This window comes from Pseudomonas sp. JV245A (assembly GCF_032424515.1).
Classification (GTDB): Bacteria; Pseudomonadota; Gammaproteobacteria; order Pseudomonadales; family Pseudomonadaceae; genus Aquipseudomonas; species Aquipseudomonas protegens.
In genome coordinates, this window is the sequence record NZ_VYKE01000119.1 from 1 (window position 1) to 18,114 (window position 18,114).

The 18,114-nt window shown below is 65.9% G+C and carries 13 protein-coding genes; 4 read left to right on the forward strand and 9 right to left on the reverse strand.

The window, feature by feature from the left end; translation table 11 throughout:
- Window positions 1-504 (reverse strand): TolC family protein (locus F6S12_RS24060; protein WP_315869387.1); only part of this gene is annotated, 504 nt, incomplete at its 3' end.
- A gap of 236 nt (window positions 505-740) precedes the next feature.
- Here F6S12_RS24060 and F6S12_RS24065 point away from each other — a divergent pair.
- The 3 genes from F6S12_RS24065 to F6S12_RS24075 all read left to right on the forward strand — a co-directional run bounded on the left by F6S12_RS24065 (window position 741) and on the right by F6S12_RS24075 (window position 5,114).
- A complete protein-coding gene (locus F6S12_RS24065; protein WP_041774389.1) occupies window positions 741-1,319 on the forward strand; it encodes a DUF4337 domain-containing protein in 579 nt (192 codons plus the stop codon).
- A gap of 200 nt (window positions 1,320-1,519) precedes the next feature.
- Complete coding sequence (locus tag F6S12_RS24070) at window positions 1,520-3,010, forward strand: aldehyde dehydrogenase family protein (protein ID WP_015636451.1); 1,491 nt, start codon at window positions 1,520-1,522, stop codon at window positions 3,008-3,010.
- A 184-nt stretch (window positions 3,011-3,194) separates the two neighbouring features.
- On the forward strand, window positions 3,195-5,114 hold the full coding sequence (locus F6S12_RS24075) for an amidohydrolase (RefSeq protein WP_315869388.1): 1,920 nt from the start codon (window positions 3,195-3,197) through the stop codon (window positions 5,112-5,114).
- 137 nt (window positions 5,115-5,251) lie between these two features.
- Here F6S12_RS24075 and F6S12_RS24080 read toward each other — a convergent pair whose 3' ends face one another.
- The 7 genes from F6S12_RS24080 to F6S12_RS24110 form a co-directional block, all read right to left on the reverse strand.
- On the reverse strand, window positions 5,252-6,571 hold the full coding sequence (locus F6S12_RS24080; protein WP_315869389.1) for an NAD(P)/FAD-dependent oxidoreductase: 1,320 nt from the start codon (window positions 6,569-6,571) through the stop codon (window positions 5,252-5,254).
- Window positions 6,556-7,239 carry a S8 family serine peptidase gene (locus F6S12_RS24085; RefSeq protein ID WP_210483447.1) on the reverse strand — a complete coding sequence of 228 codons (684 nt, stop codon included), beginning with the start codon at window positions 7,237-7,239 and terminating at the stop codon, window positions 6,556-6,558. Before F6S12_RS24085 ends, F6S12_RS24080 begins: the two co-directional genes overlap by 16 nt.
- Complete coding sequence (locus F6S12_RS24090) at window positions 7,229-8,947, reverse strand: ABC transporter ATP-binding protein (protein ID WP_315869390.1); 1,719 nt, start codon at window positions 8,945-8,947, stop codon at window positions 7,229-7,231. The genes F6S12_RS24085 and F6S12_RS24090 overlap by 11 nt, the downstream gene beginning before the upstream one ends.
- Complete coding sequence (locus F6S12_RS24095; RefSeq protein ID WP_072445019.1) at window positions 8,947-10,851, reverse strand: sigma-54-dependent Fis family transcriptional regulator; 1,905 nt, start codon at window positions 10,849-10,851, stop codon at window positions 8,947-8,949. The genes F6S12_RS24090 and F6S12_RS24095 overlap by 1 nt, the downstream gene beginning before the upstream one ends.
- Before the next feature lie 457 nt (window positions 10,852-11,308).
- Complete coding sequence (locus F6S12_RS24100) at window positions 11,309-12,334, reverse strand: histone deacetylase family protein (protein ID WP_015636457.1); 1,026 nt, start codon at window positions 12,332-12,334, stop codon at window positions 11,309-11,311.
- A 10-nt stretch (window positions 12,335-12,344) separates the two neighbouring features.
- Window positions 12,345-13,574 (reverse strand): Zn-dependent hydrolase, encoded by a 1,230-nt coding sequence (locus F6S12_RS24105; RefSeq protein ID WP_161467375.1) that lies wholly within the window; start codon window positions 13,572-13,574, stop codon window positions 12,345-12,347.
- 19 nt (window positions 13,575-13,593) lie between these two features.
- Window positions 13,594-14,907: an MFS transporter gene (locus F6S12_RS24110; protein WP_152686336.1), complete on the reverse strand. Its 1,314-nt coding sequence runs from the start codon at window positions 14,905-14,907 to the stop codon at window positions 13,594-13,596.
- A gap of 178 nt (window positions 14,908-15,085) precedes the next feature.
- Between F6S12_RS24110 and F6S12_RS24115 the strand changes: the two genes are divergently transcribed.
- On the forward strand, window positions 15,086-16,051 hold the full coding sequence (locus F6S12_RS24115; protein ID WP_152686337.1) for a LysR family transcriptional regulator: 966 nt from the start codon (window positions 15,086-15,088) through the stop codon (window positions 16,049-16,051).
- A gap of 1 nt (window position 16,052) precedes the next feature.
- On the opposite strand, the gene mrdA is transcribed toward F6S12_RS24115, so the two are convergent.
- Window positions 16,053-17,945: a penicillin-binding protein 2 gene (gene mrdA, locus F6S12_RS24120; protein ID WP_161467374.1), complete on the reverse strand. Its 1,893-nt coding sequence runs from the start codon at window positions 17,943-17,945 to the stop codon at window positions 16,053-16,055.
- Window positions 17,946-18,114 lie beyond the last annotated feature (169 nt).

The window sequence follows — 18,114 nt, forward strand, 5'->3', positions numbered from 1 at the left end:
CACCACCCGCAGGCCATCTTCGGCGGCCCGGGCCGCCTCGGCATCAGCCCGGGCGGCATCGGCCAGGCCGTGCAGGCGGCCGAACAGGTCGGCCTCCCACTGCACATCCAGGCCGACCCCATAGCGGCTGCCGGTGCGGATGTGCTGGCTGTCCTGCAAGGCGGCTTCCAGCTGGTCGTCGGCGGTACTGCCGTAGCCGGCGCGGGCCGTCACCTGGGTGGAAGGCTGGCGCAGGGTATCGGTTTCGCGCAGCAGCGCCCGGGCCTGAAGCAGGTTGGCCGCAGCCATCCGCAAGTCGCGGTTCTGGCTCAGGGCTTCTTGTACCGCGGCATTGAGCCCAGGGTCACGATAGAGCTGCCACCACTGGTCAAGCCCCTGCTCGGCCGCTGCGTCCAGGTGGCTCACGGGCAGGGGCACAGTGCTGCCGGGCGGCCGTTCCGGCCCCAGGGTGCAACCGGCCAATAGGGCGCACAGGGCCCATGCAGGCCTCGGGTAAATGGGCATGGGAAGTACTCACGGATTCGAAGCGCCTACTTTAGAAAGGCCAGCTGGCGACCGTCTAACGAGAACTTCTTTTCGATTATCGCGAAATGGTCAACCTTGATCCCAAGCGCGGCCCTTCCGGCCTGGGCCCACAGCTCCAGGCTGTCGGCCAGCTGAACGAACTCACACTGGCCCTGCTGGCGCCAGTGGCCATGGATACAATTTGAAACACTCCCTACCCAGCCGATCGGATCGCCATGACCGAAGACTTCGATGTGCCCAGCCCCCACGAAAAGCACCTGGAACACGTGAGCGAACAAGCCCACGCGCGCAGTGACCGCTTCGCCAGCAAGATCGCGGTGATGACGGCGATCATGGCCACCCTGGGAGCGCTCCTGAGCTATCAGGCCGGCTCCTCGGAGAGCCTGGCGGCGATGGACAAGAACAATGCCGCGATGAAAAAGACCGAAGCCGCCAACCAGTGGAGCTACTACCAGGCCAAGTCCAGCCGGCAGAACCTGGCGGAGCTGGCGACCCACATTCCCGGAGTCGATGCCGCGCACTACGGCATCGAAGCCCAGCGCTACCAGAAGGAAAAGGAAGCGGTGCGCCTCAAGGCCGAGGCCCTGGAAGCCGAGGCTCGGGACTGGGACGAGCAATCGGAAGCCGCGCTGCACCAGCATCATCGCTGGGCCCAGGCGATGATGGCGATCCAGATCGCCATTTCGATGGCGGCCATCACCCTGCTGACCCGCAAGGAATGGCTGAAGAAGCTCGCCTACGGCGCGGCCGGCGGCAGCGTGCTGCTGGGCACCCTGGCCTGGCTGCACATCTAGAGCCCCCTGCCGGCCCCCGGAACCTGCCAGCCGATGCGTCTCTTGAATCTCACCGGGCTGTCGCAGTTTGCGAAAAACTGCCGCCGCGCAAGCCCCGGTGCTGCGCCCCAGGCCCTGCCATAGCGGGGCCGCGGCGCCTGGGTGGAACTGGCACAGCCATTGCGAAAGCCCCTGCCTCACCTACAACAAGAGGCTTCGCCATGGCTATTGCCCCACTGCTCGCCGCTACCACGGCCTTTATCCAGCGCGCCCCGCGCATGCTGATCGGTGCCCACTGGACCGAGGCCGGCGACGGCCAGACCATGCCCCTGCGCAACCCCGCCACCGGCGAACAGCTGTGCCTGGTGCCCCGGGCCACGGTGGACGATGTGGACCGCGCAGTGCTCGCCGCACGCCAGGCCTTCGACGATTCGCCCTGGACCCGCACCCGCCCCCGGGAGCGGCAGAACCTGCTGTGGAAACTCGCCGACCTGATGCAGCGCGACGCCGAACTGCTGGCCCAGCTGGAATGCCTGAACAACGGCAAGAGCGCCGCCGTGGCCCAGGCCATGGACGTGCAACTGTCCATCGATTTCTTGCGCTACATGGCCGGCTGGGCGACCAAGATCGAGGGTTCAAGCGTCGAGGTCTCGCTGCCGCTGATGCCCGACGACCAGTTCCACAGTTTTATCCGCCGCGAAGCCGTGGGCGTGGTCGGCGCCATCGTCGCCTGGAACTTCCCGCTGCTGCTGGCCTGCTGGAAACTCGGCCCGGCCCTGGCCACCGGTTGCACCCTGGTGCTCAAGCCGGCGGACGAAACCCCGCTCAGCGCCCTGAAACTGGCCGAACTGGTGCAGGAAGCCGGCTACCCCGACGGCGTGTTCAACGTCGTCACCGGCACCGGCATCACCGCCGGCAGTGCCCTGACCCGCAACCCCCTGGTGGACAAGCTGACCTTCACCGGCTCCACCGCCGTGGGCAAGGAAATCGGCAAGATCGCCATGGACTCCATGACCCGGGTAACCCTGGAACTGGGGGGCAAGTCGCCAACCATCGTCATGGCCGACGCCGATCTGGCCAGCGCCGCGGCCGGAGCTGCCAGCGCGATCTTCTTCAACCAGGGCCAGGTCTGCTGCGCCGGCTCCCGGCTGTATGTGCAGCGCAAGCATTTCGACAAGGTGGTAGCCGACATCGCCGGCATCGCCAATGCCATGAAGCTGGGCAATGGCCTGGACGCCAGCGTCGAGATGGGCCCGCTGATTTCCGCGCGCCAGCAGGAGCGGGTCTATCGCTACATCGAGATGGGTCGCGAAAGCGGCGCCACCATCGCCTGCGGCGGCGAACAGTTCGGCCCGGGGTATTTCGTCAAGCCGACGGTGATAGTGGATGTGGACCAGAAGCATTCGCTGGTGCAGGAAGAGATCTTCGGCCCGGTGCTGGTGGCCATTCCTTTCGACGATGAGGCCGACGCCCTGCGCATGGCCAACGACAGCCCCTACGGCCTGGGCGCGAGCATCTGGTCCAACGACCTGGCGGCGGTGCACCGGATGATTCCGCGGATCAAGTCCGGTTCGGTGTGGGTCAACTGCCACAGTGCCCTGGACCCGGCACTGCCGTTTGGCGGCTACAAGATGTCCGGGCTTGGCCGGGAAATGGGCCACGCGGCCATCGAACACTACACCGAGTTGAAATCAGTGCTGATCAAGCTCTGATCCGCCCCGCGCCAACCGCCCCACCCGGGGCGCCGGAGGTGGTCCGGCGCCCCCCGACGACCGCCCTGTTCGCCGTGCAAAGCACTGCTACGCTCAGCCCGAGCCGGCTGGCCACCTCGTTTGAAGAGCCTGGGCTCATCCCCCCACAACGCCTCATCACCACCGAAAACCCGAGGAAAGCATCATGGGATCAAATGGAAATGATCACGATTACATCCAGTGCGGCTGCCACAACCCCGTCTGGGAAGCGTTGAAAGACACCCTCGACCCCGCCAGCTATATCGCCAGCCACCCCAACGCGGCACAGGGCCCGGCCAGGGACGCGAACGGCGAGTCCCTGGTGTTTCATGACGGCATCATCTACCCCTTGCGCGACGGCAACATGGATGAGCGGGTCGAAGCCCTGGGCATCCATGCCGGCGACGTGGTCGCCGCGGGCACCCTGGCCGCCGTCGAAGCCCGCATGCAGGCCCTGGGCATCGACTACAAGAAGCAGTCGCTGCACGGCAAGACCCTGCTGCCCGGCCTGGTCGAGCCCCACGCCCACATCGTGCAGAGCTGCGCCATGGATGGCTGGCTGAACCTGGGCGCCATCGAGCCCGACGACGGCGATAGCCAGCAGGCGCCAGAGAAAAACAGCCAGCGCCTGCGGCCGCTCTATACCTGGGGCTGGCTGAAGGAAACCATCCAGAACAACCTCCCCGACGACAGCACGAGCTGGGTCCTCGGGCACCTGGTCGATCCGGCGCTGATGCCGTTCAAGGTGGTGCCGGGCGGCCTGAACCAACTCATGACCCTGCAATGTGGCGACACGCCCGAAGAGGGCTACCTGGACACCATCGAGGCCAAGCGGCCGATGCTGCTGATCAGCGCCTCCATGCACACCGCCTACATGAACACGGCGGCCCGGGATCTGGTGCATGAAAGAACCGGGGTCATGGTCGAGAACGGCGTGCTGCAGGAAACCCAGATAGTGGCCGGGATCCTGTCGATTCCCGCCAGGCAGAAGCTTGCAATGCTGAAGATCTTCGAGCGCCTGGACACCTTCTTCGCCACCGCGGCCAGCCGCGGGATCACCCTGCTGTACGACGCGATGATGGACCCCTTGTCGAAGCTGGTATTGAACGCCTACTTCCTGTCCCACCCCAGAACGCTGCGGATCGGCTACGCCGCCGCCTGCAACAACTCGCTCGAAGCCCTCAAGCTGCTGCCGGACTATCGGCCGGCCACGCGGGAAGAGGCCAGGCATATGTATCAGGGCTCGATCAAGGTGATCTCGGACGGGTCCAACCAGGGGTTGACCGGCTATCAGGTCGCGCCCTACTGCTGCGAGACAGACCGCCCGGTGGGCAACTTCAATCTGTGCGACAAGGGCGAGGACACCCCGAAAACACTCCCGGTCAAATACCAGGAATTTATCCACGCGGCGGTGAAAAAAGGCTGGCCGCTGATGATTCATGCCAACGGCGACCAGGCCATCGAATTCACTCTGCAGGCCTATGACCTGGCCCTGCAGGGCCAGAGCGGCCTGGACAAGCGCCATCGCATCGAACACTGCTCGCTGCTGAGCAAAAGCACCCTGGAAACCATGCAGCGCCTGGGCCTGTCACCGAGCTTTTTGATTGGCCATGTCGGCTACTGGGGCTACGCCTTCGATAAAGCCATTTTCGAAAAGAAGGCACACAACATGCTCGACCTCTGCAAATCGGCCCTGGACCACGAGCTGCGGATTTCCCTGCACAGCGACTATTCGGTGACCCCACTGGGCCCCCTGCGTTCGATGGAGCAGGCGGTGACCCGCAAGATGGAAGGCATCCGCAATCATGACAACCAGTTCGTCCATGACCCGCGCCTGCAACCCATCCTCAATGAGGGCCAGTGCCTGACCCGCAAGCAGGCGCTGAAAGCCATCACCTACGACGCTGCCTGGCAGTGCCATGCCGAGGCCTGGACCGGCTCCCTGCAGGACCAGAACTTCGCCGACTTCGTGATCCTCGAGCAGGACCCACTGGACGAGAAGTTCCCGGCCACCCGGATTCGCGACATCAAGGTCTGCGAAACCTGGAAAGGCGGCCAGCGGGTGTACCTCAACCCCCGTAGCTGACCAGTGCAAGCCCGGGGGCTGCGCCAGCTCCCGGTGCCCCCTGTAGGAGCCGGCTTGCCGGCGAAAAAGACCGCGGGTTCACTCCGGTGGATGGCCGCTGCGCGGTTCGCGAGCAAGCTCGCTCCTACGATCCCCGTTCAGGGGCGGTAGCCTTGGGCCAGCAACCAGCTGCGTATCAGCCGATTCTGGTCCGGGCTCAGTTGCGCCAGGGCCTGGGCCGCCCCCTGGCTGCGCAAACGGCGCAACAGCGGCGCCAGTTCCACGCCCTGTACATGCCAGATGCCCAGGGGCTGGTCCGGGGTGATCACCACTTCGGCTTCATCCACCAGGCCGTCGCGCAGCACCGGGGCGCGCTCGATGCGCAAGGCCGAAAAGTCCACGGCACGGTGCGCCGGCTGGCAATCCGGCCACTGCCGGCGGGCCTGCCAGAACGGCTGCTCGGGCCAGCGTTGCTCGTCGGCGTAGAAGTCCCGGCCGATGCGCGCAAAACGCAGGAACAACTGTTCCACCCGCTGCCCGTGAAAACGCTGCGCCAGCGCTGCACGTTGCGGCTGCTGCAGCAAGGTGTTGATCACCGCCGGGGCCTGCAACGCCGAGGACAGGGATTGGAAAATGCCGTTGCCGGATAAAGGGTCCACGGCCATGGCCGCATCGCCGACCCGCAGCCAGTTCGCGCCACAGGCCTGGGGGTTGAGGATCGCCGTGCTGCTGCGGGCATGCAGGTGCAATTGCTGCTCCTGGCCACCGGCAAAGAATTCCCGGGCCATGGCCGAGCCCAGACGGCGCTGGCGACAGTACTCCAGCAACTGCGCCTTGCCCGGCAGCCCGGCGCTCTCCACATCCAGGGTCAGTTGCCAGTAGCACTGGCCGTCCTCGCGCCGGGCCATCCAGGCCCAGCCGTCCTCCAGGCTGTGCACCGCGCTGGCGGCGCTGCCGCCAGGGCCCTGCCAGCGGTTGAGCAGGCTGACGGTTTCCGGGCCGCGCAGGCCCTTGCCGCCCCCCTGGCGCAAGGCTTTGTCCAGCACCGGCGCCTGCCGGCCACGGGCCTCCACCAGGAACTCGCCGCGCACCTCGCCCTGCCCTTGCACCTGGACCCGATGCCCGGCCTCGCTGGACTGCACCCCCAGCACCCGGCCCTCGATCAGCTTGACCTGTGCTTCGCGCAAGGCCTCCCGCAGGCCGCGGTCGAAGGCCGGGCGATCCAGCAGGTATTCGATATTCTGCGCATGTTCTGCACCGTTCCATGCCACCCGCCGCTGGGACGGTTGCAGGGCCTGGGCCAGCGCCTGTTCCAGGCCGGCACCGCGCAAGGCTTCAAGCACCCGCTGCGAGGCCCCTTCCAGGGCCGGAAAGCGTCGCCAGTCGCTGACCAGGGTCACCGGATAGCCGAGGCGGCGCAGCCCCAGGGCCACTGCGGCCCCGGCCGGCCCCGCGCCGAGGATCAGGATGGTGTGCATGGCTGTTGCCGGCGTTCCGGCCCCTGGTAGTGGGCGTTGTCCTGCAGCCACTGCCGGACCTGGGCCTTGTCGGCTTGCGGGTGGGTACCCAGGTAGGCCGCGATATGCCCGCTCAGGGCCGCGCACCCCAGGCTGGCGCCGGATTGCCCCGGGCTGCTGCCGCGCACGCAGGCGGCGAAATCAGCCTGGGCGGTGTTCAGCCATGACCACTGCTGCGCGCTGCATCGCGCATCGCCGGTGACGCGCAGCACCCCGGGGTAACTGGCCGGAAACACCGCCTCGCCCTGGGCCGGGCTGGATGCGCACAACAGCACCCCGCGGGCCTCGGCCGCGGCACAGGCCTGGCGCAGCAGATCGCGATCCTGGCGCAGGCCCAGGCTCAGGTTGATCAGGCGCACGTCCTGCGCAAGCAACCAGTGCAGCGCGGCGCTGACTTGCGCGGCGCTGGTGACTGCGCGCCGGTCGAACACCTGGGCCACATAAACCTGCGCCGTCGGCGCGCGCTGGCCGATGGCCTCGATGATCGCGCTGCCATGGCCCAGGGCGTCTTCCTGCAAGGGGCCCTGGCCTATCCCTTCGGGCTGCAGGAAGAAGCGTCGTCCGCCCGCCACCCGCTGATGGGCGGCATGGCCGCTGTCGATCACGCCGACGCGCAGCTCAGGCTTCATGGGCCACCTCCAGCGCATGCAGTACGCCATCGCGCAATTCGAAGCGCAGTTCGGCATCGGCCAGGGTCGAGGGTCGGTGGCTGATGAGGATCCGCGTGCGCCCGGCGAACAGGTGGTCGATGGCCTCGATCACCTCGCGCTCGGTGGCCTCGTCCACCGCCGAGGTGGCTTCGTCCAGCACCAGGATCATCGGGTCCTGGAGCAGCGCCCGGGCAATGGCGATGCGTTGTTTCTGGCCGCCGGACAATTGCTGGCCGCGCTCCCCCAGGGGGCTATCCAGGCCTTCGGGCAGGGACTCGATCAGCCCTTGCAACTGCGCCAGCCGCGCCACTTCGGCCACGGCTTCGCGGCTGGCATCGGGCACGCTGTAGGCCAGGTTGTCCGCCAGGCTGCCGCGAAACAGCACGATATCCTGGCTGACCACCGCCACCCGCCGGCGCAACTGCGCCAGGTCCAGCTGACGCAGATCGACGCCGCCCAGCAGCACCTGCCCGGACTGGGGGTCGTGGTGGCGCTGCAAGAGGTCGATGAGCGTGCTTTTGCCTGCGCCCGAGGTGCCGCTGAGGGCCACTTTGCGACCGTAGGGAATACGCGCCTCGATGCCCTGCAGGGTCGAGCCGCGGCCCGGGTGGCAAAAGTGCACTGCGTGAAAATGCAGCTCGCCCTGCTCCGGCACCGGCAGCGGCGCCTCGGGGTTGCTGATGCCCGGTTCCTCGCCACGCAGCTCCATGACCCGGCCGAGGCTCACGGTCATGCGCTGGATTGCCACATACAGGCCCAACAGGCTCTGCACCGGGCCCACCGCCATGCCCAGGTAGGTGGAAAAGGCAATCAGCGCCCCCAGTTGCCAGGTGCCCTGCACCACCCAGTAGCCGCCGATCAGGAAGGCGCAGGCCCGGGACAACGAGGTCAGGGTACCGGGCACCGCCTGGGTGAAGAACTCGGTGACTTGCAGTTTCAGCAGCTGTTGCAGGTAGCCCTGGCCAAGGCCATCCAGGCGCCGGGCCTCGCGCTGCTGCTGGCCGGCGCTCTGGATGAACTTCATCACCGGCAGGGTTTCCACCATGAACGAGGACATGTCCGCGGAACGCTCGCGCAACTGGCGCACATCGCGCTCCACCTTGCGCCGCATCCAGCGCAGCCAGAGCACGTCCAGGGGAATCAGCACCAGGGCCAGCAGCGAGAGTTGCCAGGACAGGGTCAGGAGCATGGCCAGGGCCACCACCAGGCCGATCACGCTGGACACGGCGGAGAACAATGAGTCCACGGCAAAGCGCTGGATCTCCGCCACATCGCCATCCAGGCGCGACATCAGGTCGCCGATCCGCCGCTGACCGTAAAAGCTCGGCGACAGGCGCTGCAGATGCCGATAGAGATCGTCGCGCAGGGCAAACAGGATGCGTCCGGACAGGCGCGTATGCAGGTAGCGATTGACCCCGGAGAGCACGGTGCCCAGCAGCCCGGCGCCGATCATCAGCGCGGCGACCAGCACCAGCCGCGGGAAGTCCCGGGCCAGCAGGCCGTCGTCGATCAGCAGCTTGGTCAGCCAGGGCTGCACCAGCACCAGCAGGGAGGCGCACACCGACAGCCCCAGCAGGCCGCCGATGGCCAGCCGATGGGGCCGCACGAAACTGTAGAGCCAGCCCAGGGCGGCACTCAGGGCCTGGGGGTCGCGGCTGTCCACCAGCCGGGTGATCAGGCGCCGCATCAGGCACGCAACTGTTTGAGCTTGCGGTACAGGGTCGCGCGGCTGATGCCCAGGGCGTCCGCTGCCGCCGAGACATTGCCCTGGTGGTTGTCCAGGGCACTGCGGATCAGCTCCAGCTCGTTCTCGCGGATGCTCCCGGTCTGCGGTCGGGCACTGGCATTGAGGTCGTCGAGCATGCTGTCGGGCAGGTGCTCCAGGCCGATGTGGCACTCACCGTCTTCGCGCAGGGCCAGGGCGGTGCGCAGGACCATCTCCAGCTGGCGGATATTGCCCGGCCAGTGGTAGTCCGCCAGCAGCCGACGCAGCTCATCGCTAAGGCTCACCTGGGCGCCACCGAGCTTGGCCAGCAAGCTGTCCACCAGGGGCTGCAGGTCTTCGCGTTCGCGCAGGGCCGGCAACAGCACGCTGATGCCGTTGACCCGGTAGAACAGGTCTTCGCGAAAAGCCTTGTCCTGCACCTGCTGCTTGAGGTCGCGGTGGGTGGCGCAGATCAGGGCGATGTCGATGTCCTGTTCTTCGCCGGCCCCCAGGGGCGCCACCTTGCGGTCCTGCAGCACGCGCAGCAGGCGGGCTTGCAGGGCCAGGGGCATGTCGCCGATCTCATCGAGGAACAGGGTGCCGCCGTGGGCCTGTTGCAGGCGCCCGATCATGCCGCCACGACGCGAGCCGGTGAAGGCGCCTTCGCGATAGCCGAACAGTTCCGACTCGATCAGGCCTTCGGGGATCGCCGCGCAGTTGACCGCGACAAAGGGTTTCTCGGCGCGGCTGCCGGCGCGGTGCAGGGCCCGGGCCAGGACTTCCTTGCCGGTGCCGGTTTCGCCCAGTAGCAACACTGGCAGGTCATTGGCCAGGCCCTGACGGGCCATGCGCAAGGTGCGGGCGTAGCGGCTGTTGCCCCCGGCCAGGGCTTCCAGGTCCTGGGGCATGGCTGCGGCTTTCGGAGCGCTGCGTTGCGCGCGGTGCAGGTTGAGCGCTGGCTGCGGCGCCCGCAGGGCCTTGTAGAACAGCTCGCCCTTGGCGGTTTGCAGGCTGCCCACGGCGCCCTGTTGCAGGCGTGCGAGCAGTTGCAGGCCATCGACCCCGAGGAACTCTTCGCAGCGCCGGCCCACCAGGGCTGCGCGCGGGGTGTTGAGCAACTGGCAGGCCTGGCCGCTGACCGCGAGGATCTGCCCGCCCAGGCTCAGGGCCAGCAGCCCCTGCCACGGTGATTCGAGGTATTGCCGGCGGCTGTGGAAGGCCAGGACGATCTGCTCCGGGTAGGTGGCATGGAACACCCGGGCTTCGATCTGGCTGACCGCCATGGCCAGCAGCGCGGTGCTGTCCTGGGCCCGGCCCAGGGGGCCTTCGCGGGTCAGGTCGAGCACGCCCAGAATCTCGCCCTGGGGGCACTGGATGGGCACCGAGGTGCAGGAGAAATGGCTGAGACGGTCCAGGTAGTGCTCGCCGCAGTCGATCAGGGTCGGCCGGGCCTCCACCAGGGCCGTGCCCAGGGCGTTGGTGCCGCGGGTGGCTTCGCTCCAGCAGGCGCCAAGGGTGATGTCCTGCACGCCGCTGTCCTTGAGACGGTCGGCGCGGCCTTCGATGGCCAGGATGGTGGCGTCGGCATTGGCCAGGATGATCATCCCGTCCTTGCCCTGATGCTGGCTCAGGTAGTCGATGGCCGGGATCGCCGCGTCCAGCAACAGGCGGTTGCTGGCCAGCAGCACTTCGAGGCTGGCGCTGGATTCCAGGGTCAGTTGGTGCTGGCTGCCAAAGTGCACGCCATGGCTGAGGCTGCGCCGCCATGAGGCATCGATTTCCGCACGCAGAACCCCGTCGGGGATCTGGCCTTCCAGGTGCAGCCGTTCCCGGGCCAGCCGGGCTTCGTGTTGCTGCTCACCCTTTATTGTTTTTATAAGAGTCATCAAGCGCTCCGAATCGGTCCGCCCGCTGCATCCCGCTCCACTCCCTTGGATTGCGCGAAGCACGCAAGCCGTGGTCAATGTCTACACCGGGTTCAGGGGGCAGTAAAGGGGCTTTGCCCGAATCATCGGGCAGCCCTGAATTGCTTACCCTGTCATTGGAGATCAAGCAAAACCTGCGCCAGTGGAACGGGCGCTCGAGCATCTTGACGTTAACGTAAAGCAAATGGCAAGTACCGCACGCCCCCCTCCCGTTGGCACTGGCCTGCCAGCGAAGAGGGCCCCGAGACGAGCGCAGGGCTTGAGCCCCCTTTGCCGGCAGGCCGCCTTCTATGACGAATGCATGCCAGCTTGTGCAGGAGCTGGCTTGCCAGCGAACGAGGGCCTTTAGTCGGGTGCAAGGCGTGAGGACCCTTTCGCGGGCAAGCCGGCTCCTGCGAGCGGGCGGGGCTGGTGGTGCCTACAGGGCCCAGGCGCCAGAGTCTGCGAAGAAGGCGCGGGCGTTGTCTTCCAGGCTTTCCAGGTGATAGCCGCCTTCCTGGACGATCAGGCACGGCAGGCCCAGGCTGCGGATTCGCTGGCCAAGGATGGCGAAGCCGTCCCGGGTCACTGCCACCTTGCTCTGCGGGTCGAGTTCATAGATATCGAACCCCAAAGACAGCACCAGCACCTCGGCATCGAACGCCTTCACCGCCACCAGGGCCTGTTCCAGACGGGCGAGGAAATCCCCTTCGCTGGCGCCATGGGCCATCGGCAGGTTGAGGTTGTAGCCCTCCCCCGCCCCGGCGCCACGCTCTTCGGCGAACCCGGCCACCCCCGGGTAGAAGTTGGTCGGGTCGCCGTGCACCGAGACATACAGCACATCGGCGCGCTCGTAGAAGATTTCCTGGATGCCCTGGCCGTGGTGCATATCGGTGTCCAGCACCGCCACCCGGGCGTATTTGTCCCGCAGGACCTGGGCGGCGATCGCCGCATTGTTCAGGTAGCAGAAGCCCCCGGCCGCCTCGGACCGGGCGTGGTGGCCCGGCGGGCGGCACAAGGCGTAGGCCGCCGGCTCACCGTCGAGCAACGCCTGGGCCCCGGCGACGGCACTTTGCGCCGACCAGTAGGCTGCACGCCAAGTCGACTCACCCACCGGGCAACTACCGTCGGCCAGGTAGCACGCGGCCTGGGCCAGGACCCCGCGCAGGGCATTGGGCTCACGCACGAAGATGTTGGACATCACCTCATCGCCCCAGTCTTCGGGGATGTCCTTCCAGCCCTGGTGCGCATCCTGCAGGAACGCCAAGTACGGCGCGCCGTGTACCGCCAGCAACGGTGCCATCCCGGCATCCCGTGGCTGCTCGACGGCAAAACCCAGGGAGTGTGCGGCCTGCACCAGGCGCTGGGCGCGCTCCGGCACCTCCTGGGGTATGCGCATCTGGCCGCGCGAGTAGTAGCTGCGTGGATGGTGGAGCAACTGTTCGGGGTGGAAAAAACTGCGCATGACCTTCTCCTTATTCAACCTGGCCGGCACGGGCCAGCACGGCGTTAAGCAATACATCGGCGCCCTGGCGCACGTCTTCGGGCAACACGTCTTCGGCTTCGTTGTGGCTCAGGCCACCGACACAGGGAATGAACACCATGGCCGTCGGGCAATAGCGGGCCAGCAAGATGGCGTCGTGGCCAGCGCCGCTGACGATGGACTGCTGAGGGTAGCCCAGGCCATCCACCGCCTGCTGCACCGCCGCCACGCACTCGGCATCAAATGGCGTGGCCGGGCTGACCCAGTGCCGGCTGATACTGACCTTGAGCCCGCGCTGGCCGGCGATGGCCTGCAGGCGTTCCTCGACCTGCTGCTCCATGGCGGCGATCTGCCGATCCTGGTGGTGGCGCAGGTCGACGGTGAAGCTCAACAGGCCGGGAATGGTATTGCGCGACGACTTGGCGATGCTCAGCTCACCCACGGTGGTCAAGCCCTGGGGGGCAAAGTCCGCTGCCAACTGCTCCACTGCAAGAATCATCTGCGCCGCGCCGTACAGCGCATCCTTGCGTAGCGGCATCGGCGTGGTACCGGCGTGGGCCGCCAGGCCTTCGACCTGCACATCGAGCCAGCGGATGGCCTGGCCGCCGCTGACCACGCCGATGCTCTTGGCGTTGTCTTCAAGGATCGGGCCCTGTTCGATATGGGCTTCGAAGTAGGCATCCACCGCTGCGCCCAGGGGCCGGCTGCCGGCATAACCGGTGCGCTGCAGGGCCTGGGCGACGCTGATGCCATCGACGTCACGCACCGCCAGGGCGGCGTCCAGGGCCATGACCCCGGTGAACACCGCCGAGCCGAACATCGCCGGGGTGAAACGCGCGCCCTCCTCGTTCGTCCAGACCGCCACTTCCAGGGGCTTGCGGGTCTGGATCCCGAGGTCATTGAGCGTGCGTACCACTTCCAATCCGGCCAGCACACCGTAGACCCCATCAAAGCGCCCGCCTTCGGGCTGGGTGTCCAGGTGGCTGCCCATCATCACCGGGGCAGCGTCCGGGTCGCTACCTGGGCGCCGGGCAAACAGGTTGCCAATGGGGTCGACACTCAGGCTCATGCCGGCCTCGGTGCACCAGTGGGCAAACAGTTCGCGACCGGCCCGGTCTTCATCGCTCAAGGCCAGGCGGCAGCTGCCGCCACGGGCCGTGGCACCGATTTCGGCCATGGCCATCAGGCTCGCCCAGAGGCGCTGGCCATTGATTTTCAACATCTTCAGATTCTCCAGACAATCAGGCGTGGGATGCCATTTCCAGGCGATGGGCGTGAGCGTGCCGGCGTGCCAGGGCCAGCACGCAGATCAGCGAAACGGCAGCGATCAGGCTGTAGAACACCGCCATCGGCCACCATTGGCCAATAAACCGATGGGCCAGCCAGGTGCCGATCAGCGGGGTCAGGCCGCCGGCCAGGGCACCGCAGACCTGATAGGCCAGGGAGATCGCGGTGTAGCGCACCCGGGTCTCGAACATGCCGCTGACGTAACCGGCGATCACCGCATAGAAGGAAGCCATGCACACCACCGCCAGGGCGATGCCGAGGATCATCAGCGGCGCCTGCCCGGAACTCACCAGCACGAACATCGGATAGGGCGAGGCCATGGCCAGTACTGACACCAGGCATAGAAAGCGCGTGGCGCCGATTTTCTCGGCGGTCCAGGCGGCCAGGGGCTGGATGCAGAACTGGATGAGCGCCACCACGAACAGGCATTCAAGGATCAGTGAACGGGGTATCTCCAACTGCTGGGTGGTGTAGGCAATCATGAAGGTGTTGGTGAAATACACCCCGGCAATCCCCAGAGTGTTGGCGCCGATGCACAACAGCAAGGGACGCCAGGCGGTGCGCAGCACCTCCATTACCGGAGCCTGCTCCTTGCGTTGCGACCTGGTCGCCAGCTCGCGACTGGCGAGGAACTCCGGCGACTCGTTGACCCCCAGGCGAATCGCCAGGCCCACCAGCAGCAACAGCGCACTGGCCAGGAACGGCAGGCGCCAGCCCCAGCTCATCAGGGCGTCCTCGGGCAGGCGGGTCACGGCGCTGAAGGCCAGCAGCGAAAGGATCAGCCCCGCCGGGCTGCCCAGCTGGGCGAAAGACGCGAAGAAGTTGCGCCGGCCCTTGGGCGCGTGCTCGCCGGCCATCAACACCGCCCCGCCCCACTCACCGCCCACGGCAATGCCCTGGACGATGCGCAGCAGGATCAGCAGCACCGGCGCCAGGGCACCGATCTGTGCATAAGTTGGCAGCAGGCCGATGCAGACCGTGACCACGCCCATCATCAGCAGGGTGATGACCAGGGATTTCTTGCGGCCGATGCGGTCGCCGATATGGCCAAAGATGATGCCCCCCAAAGGTCGGGCGAAGAAGCCCACGGCAAAGGTGCCGAAGGCGGCCATGGTGCTGAACAGCTTGTCGTCGGAGGGGAAGAACAAGGCACCGAACACCAGCGCCGCGGCGGTGGCGTAGATGTAGAAGTCGTACCATTCGATCATGGTGCCGATAAAGGCGGCGGCCGCAGCCCGGCGAGGCTGAGGCGAAGCGGAAGGCTTCATGGTTGGCTCCCTTGATTATTTTTTTGGCAGGAGGAAGGGTCGGGCGCAGGGGCTTCTGCTGGCTCCTGTCTGGGGTGGATTTATCCGTTCCGGGGGATAATTAGTCAATTTTCTATTGGTTATCTCGATTATTATCCTGGCTTATTATTCAGCTACAGCCCGAACCAGAGCCCCTGCCATGTCCGACCGCGATGCCCGCCGCCTGCTCAACGACCGCCTCGACTGGAACCTGTTGCGCACCTTTCGGGTGATTGGCCAGGAGCTGAGCATCAGCCGTGCAGCGGCGCGCCTGCACTTGACCCAGCCGGCGGTCAGCCAGGCCCTGAAGCGCCTGGAAGAACAACTGGGCCGGCAGTTGATCGCCCGGCGCGGCCCACGCTTTGCCCTGACCGAAGTGGGTGAGCAGATCTTCGCACTGGCCGGAGAGATCTACGGCCAGATGTCACAGGTCAGCAGCATGCTGGAACAGCCCGCCGACGAAGTGATCGGCAAAGTGCGGCTGTTGATCATTAGCCGGATCTTCAATGAGCGTTTCGATGACTTTCTGGCCGACTTCCATCGTCAGCATCCGCGAGTCGATCTGGAGGTGGAGGTGATGCGCAGCTCGGATATCGTCAGCGCCCTGCAGGAGAAGACCGCGACTCTGGGCCTGAGCCTTAATCGGCGGCCACAGCCACGCCTGGAACAACGGCTGTTCCTGCGGCAGCGCTACGCATTTTTTTGCGGCAAGCATCACCCGCTATTCGGGCGTCAGGACGTGGCCGAGGGCGATCTGCAGCGGGAGAACTTCGTCAGTTTCACCAGCGACCAGATCGGCGGCATGCTCTCGCCGCTGACCATCTTCCGTGACCAGCAGGGCTTCAGCGGACGCATCGTCGCCTCCTCGCCGAGCCTGGAGGAAGTACGGCGCCTGGTGATCGCCGGGTTTGGCATCGGCTGCCTGCCGGAGCATGTGGTGGCCGCCGATGTCGACGCCAGGCTGCTGTGGCGCCTGCCGCCACACGAAGGCATTGCCGATGTCGACATTCACCTGCTGTGGAACCGCGAGCAGCGCATGAGCCGGGCCGAGGTACTGTTTTTGCAGAGCATCCAGCACATGCTCAGTCAGCATGAGCCGGCGCCGGGTAGCCTGATGTTGAAATGATTCAGACGTGGGGATCGCCAGGGGCCTTGGCCGGGGCTGCGTACTGCGGCTTGAGGTGGCCGTTCTGGTCCAGTAGCCAGGCGTCCATGATCTGCCGCACCACGGGGCCGGCCACCCGACCACCGGCTTCGCCGTTCTCGATCATCACCGAAATCACGATCTGTGGATGCTCCGCCGGGGCGAAGCCCACGAACAGGGCGTTGTCACGGTTGCGCTCGCGGGTCTTGAGACGGTCATAGCGCTCGCCCTGCTTGATCGCCACCACCTGGGCCGTACCACTCTTGCCGGCGATGCGGTACTGCGCCCCGGCTGCCGCGGCGCGGGCGATACCGCGGGGATCGTGCATCACCATCTGCATGCCGTGGTTGACCTGATCCCAGTCACGGGGATTCTTCAGCAGGATGTTGGGCATCGGATGCTCGTCCACCGGGGCCACGCCATCGATGGTCTTGGCCAGGTGCGGACGGTTCCACACGCCCTTGTTGGCAATCAGCGCGGTGGCCTGGGCCAGTTGCAGCGGCGTGACTTGCATATAGCCCTGGCCGATGCCGAGGATCACGGTTTCCCCCGGGAACCATGGCTGGCGACGGGTGGCGCGTTTCCAGGCCTGGGAGGGCATCAGGCCGGGAGACTCTTCGAACATGTCCAGAGAGACCTTCTCGCCCAGACCGAACATCGCCATGTAGTCGTGCAGGCGGTCGATGCCGAGCTTGTGCGCCAGGTCATAGAAGTAGGTGTCGTTGGAACGCATGATCGCTGCGTCCATGTCCACCCAGCCATCGCCGCTGTGGTTCCAGTTGCGGTACTTGTGGTCGAAGTCCGGCAGTTGGTAATAGCCCGGATCGAAGACCCGGGTCGAAGCGGTAACCACGCCGCTATCGAGGCCGGCAATCGCCACTTCCGGCTTGATGGTGGAGCCCGGCGCGTAGAGGCCTCGCAGCACTCGGTTGAACAGGGGCCGGTCGATGGAGTCGTGCAGCGCAGCGTATTCCTTGAAGCTGATGCCGGTGACGAACAGGTTGGGGTCGAAACTTGGCTTGCTGACCATGGCCAGGACTTCGCCGGTGGCCGGGTCCAGAGCCACCACGGAACCACGGCGATCGCCCAGGGCCTCCTCAGCGGCTTCCTGGAGCTTGATGTCCAGGCTCAGGACGATGCTCTTCCCGGGGATCGGATCGGTGTGCTTGAGCACTCTCATCACCCGGCCCTGGGCGTTGGTTTCTACTTCCTCATAACCGACATGGCCGTGCAGTTCGGCTTCGTAGAATTTCTCGATGCCGGTCTTGCCGATGGATTGGGTGCCACGGTACTCCACCGAGTCCAGGGCCTTGGCTTCTTTCTCGTTGATCCGCCCGACGTAACCGATGGAATGGGCAAAGTGTGCACCTAGGGGATAGTGGCGGACGAACTGGGCTTCCACGTCCAGGCCGGGCAACCGGTATTCGTTGACCGCGAGCACGGCGATCTGCTCTTCGGTGAGCTCATAGAACAGGGTCACGGGGACGAAGGGATGACGGGCCTGCTTCATCTCCTTGTCGAACAGCGTGCGGTCTTCCGGGGGCAAGTGCAGCAGATCGACCACGGTGTCCAGCTCGCCCTTGAGGTCGGTGGTGCGTTCGCGAGTGATCGTCAGGTTGAAGCTGGGGCGGTTGTCCGCCAGGACCACGCCGTTGCGATCGTAGATCAGCCCCCGGGTGGGAGTGATCGGCAGCACATGGACGCGGTTGTTCTCGGAAACGGTGGAGTGGTAGTCGAACTCCACCACTTGCAGAAAATACATCCGCGCCACCAGGGCGCAGGTGATGGCCACCACCAATACGGCACAGGCCAGCAGCCGTTTGTTGACCAGGCGGCTTTCTTTCTCGTGGTCCTTGATCGGAATCGCTTCGGGCATTGCTACAGCTTCTCGGTGAATAGAGGTCGACGCTGTTCCGTGCGGATGAACTCAAGTCCTTTAAAAAGAGCTGCACCATACCAAAAACCACCCACGGACTTTGAGGGGATTTCCATCGCGGCTGATCAATGGCGCCTTGGCGGCTACTTGGATAGCGCAAGTTTTTCCA

Excerpts from the sequence above, each read along its gene's own strand:
- F6S12_RS24090 (WP_315869390.1), bottom strand. The coding sequence starts at position 8,947 with ATGCGGCGCCTGATCACCCGGCTGGTGGACAGCCGCGACCCCCAGGCC.
- F6S12_RS24085 (WP_210483447.1), bottom strand. The coding sequence starts at position 7,239 with ATGAAGCCTGAGCTGCGCGTCGGCGTGATCGACAGCGGCCATGCCGCC.
- F6S12_RS24105 (WP_161467375.1), bottom strand. The coding sequence starts at position 13,574 with ATGTTGAAAATCAATGGCCAGCGCCTCTGGGCGAGCCTGATGGCCATG.
- mrdA (WP_161467374.1), bottom strand. The coding sequence starts at position 17,945 with ATGCCCGAAGCGATTCCGATCAAGGACCACGAGAAAGAAAGCCGCCTG.
- F6S12_RS24095 (WP_072445019.1), bottom strand. The coding sequence starts at position 10,851 with ATGACTCTTATAAAAACAATAAAGGGTGAGCAGCAACACGAAGCCCGG.
- F6S12_RS24080 (WP_315869389.1), bottom strand. The coding sequence starts at position 6,571 with ATGCACACCATCCTGATCCTCGGCGCGGGGCCGGCCGGGGCCGCAGTG.
- F6S12_RS24115 (WP_152686337.1), top strand. The coding sequence starts at position 15,086 with ATGTCCGACCGCGATGCCCGCCGCCTGCTCAACGACCGCCTCGACTGG.
- F6S12_RS24065 (WP_041774389.1), top strand. The coding sequence starts at position 741 with ATGACCGAAGACTTCGATGTGCCCAGCCCCCACGAAAAGCACCTGGAA.
- F6S12_RS24110 (WP_152686336.1), bottom strand. The coding sequence starts at position 14,907 with ATGAAGCCTTCCGCTTCGCCTCAGCCTCGCCGGGCTGCGGCCGCCGCC.
- F6S12_RS24075 (WP_315869388.1), top strand. The coding sequence starts at position 3,195 with ATGGGATCAAATGGAAATGATCACGATTACATCCAGTGCGGCTGCCAC.
- F6S12_RS24100 (WP_015636457.1), bottom strand. The coding sequence starts at position 12,334 with ATGCGCAGTTTTTTCCACCCCGAACAGTTGCTCCACCATCCACGCAGC.
- F6S12_RS24070 (WP_015636451.1), top strand. The coding sequence starts at position 1,520 with ATGGCTATTGCCCCACTGCTCGCCGCTACCACGGCCTTTATCCAGCGC.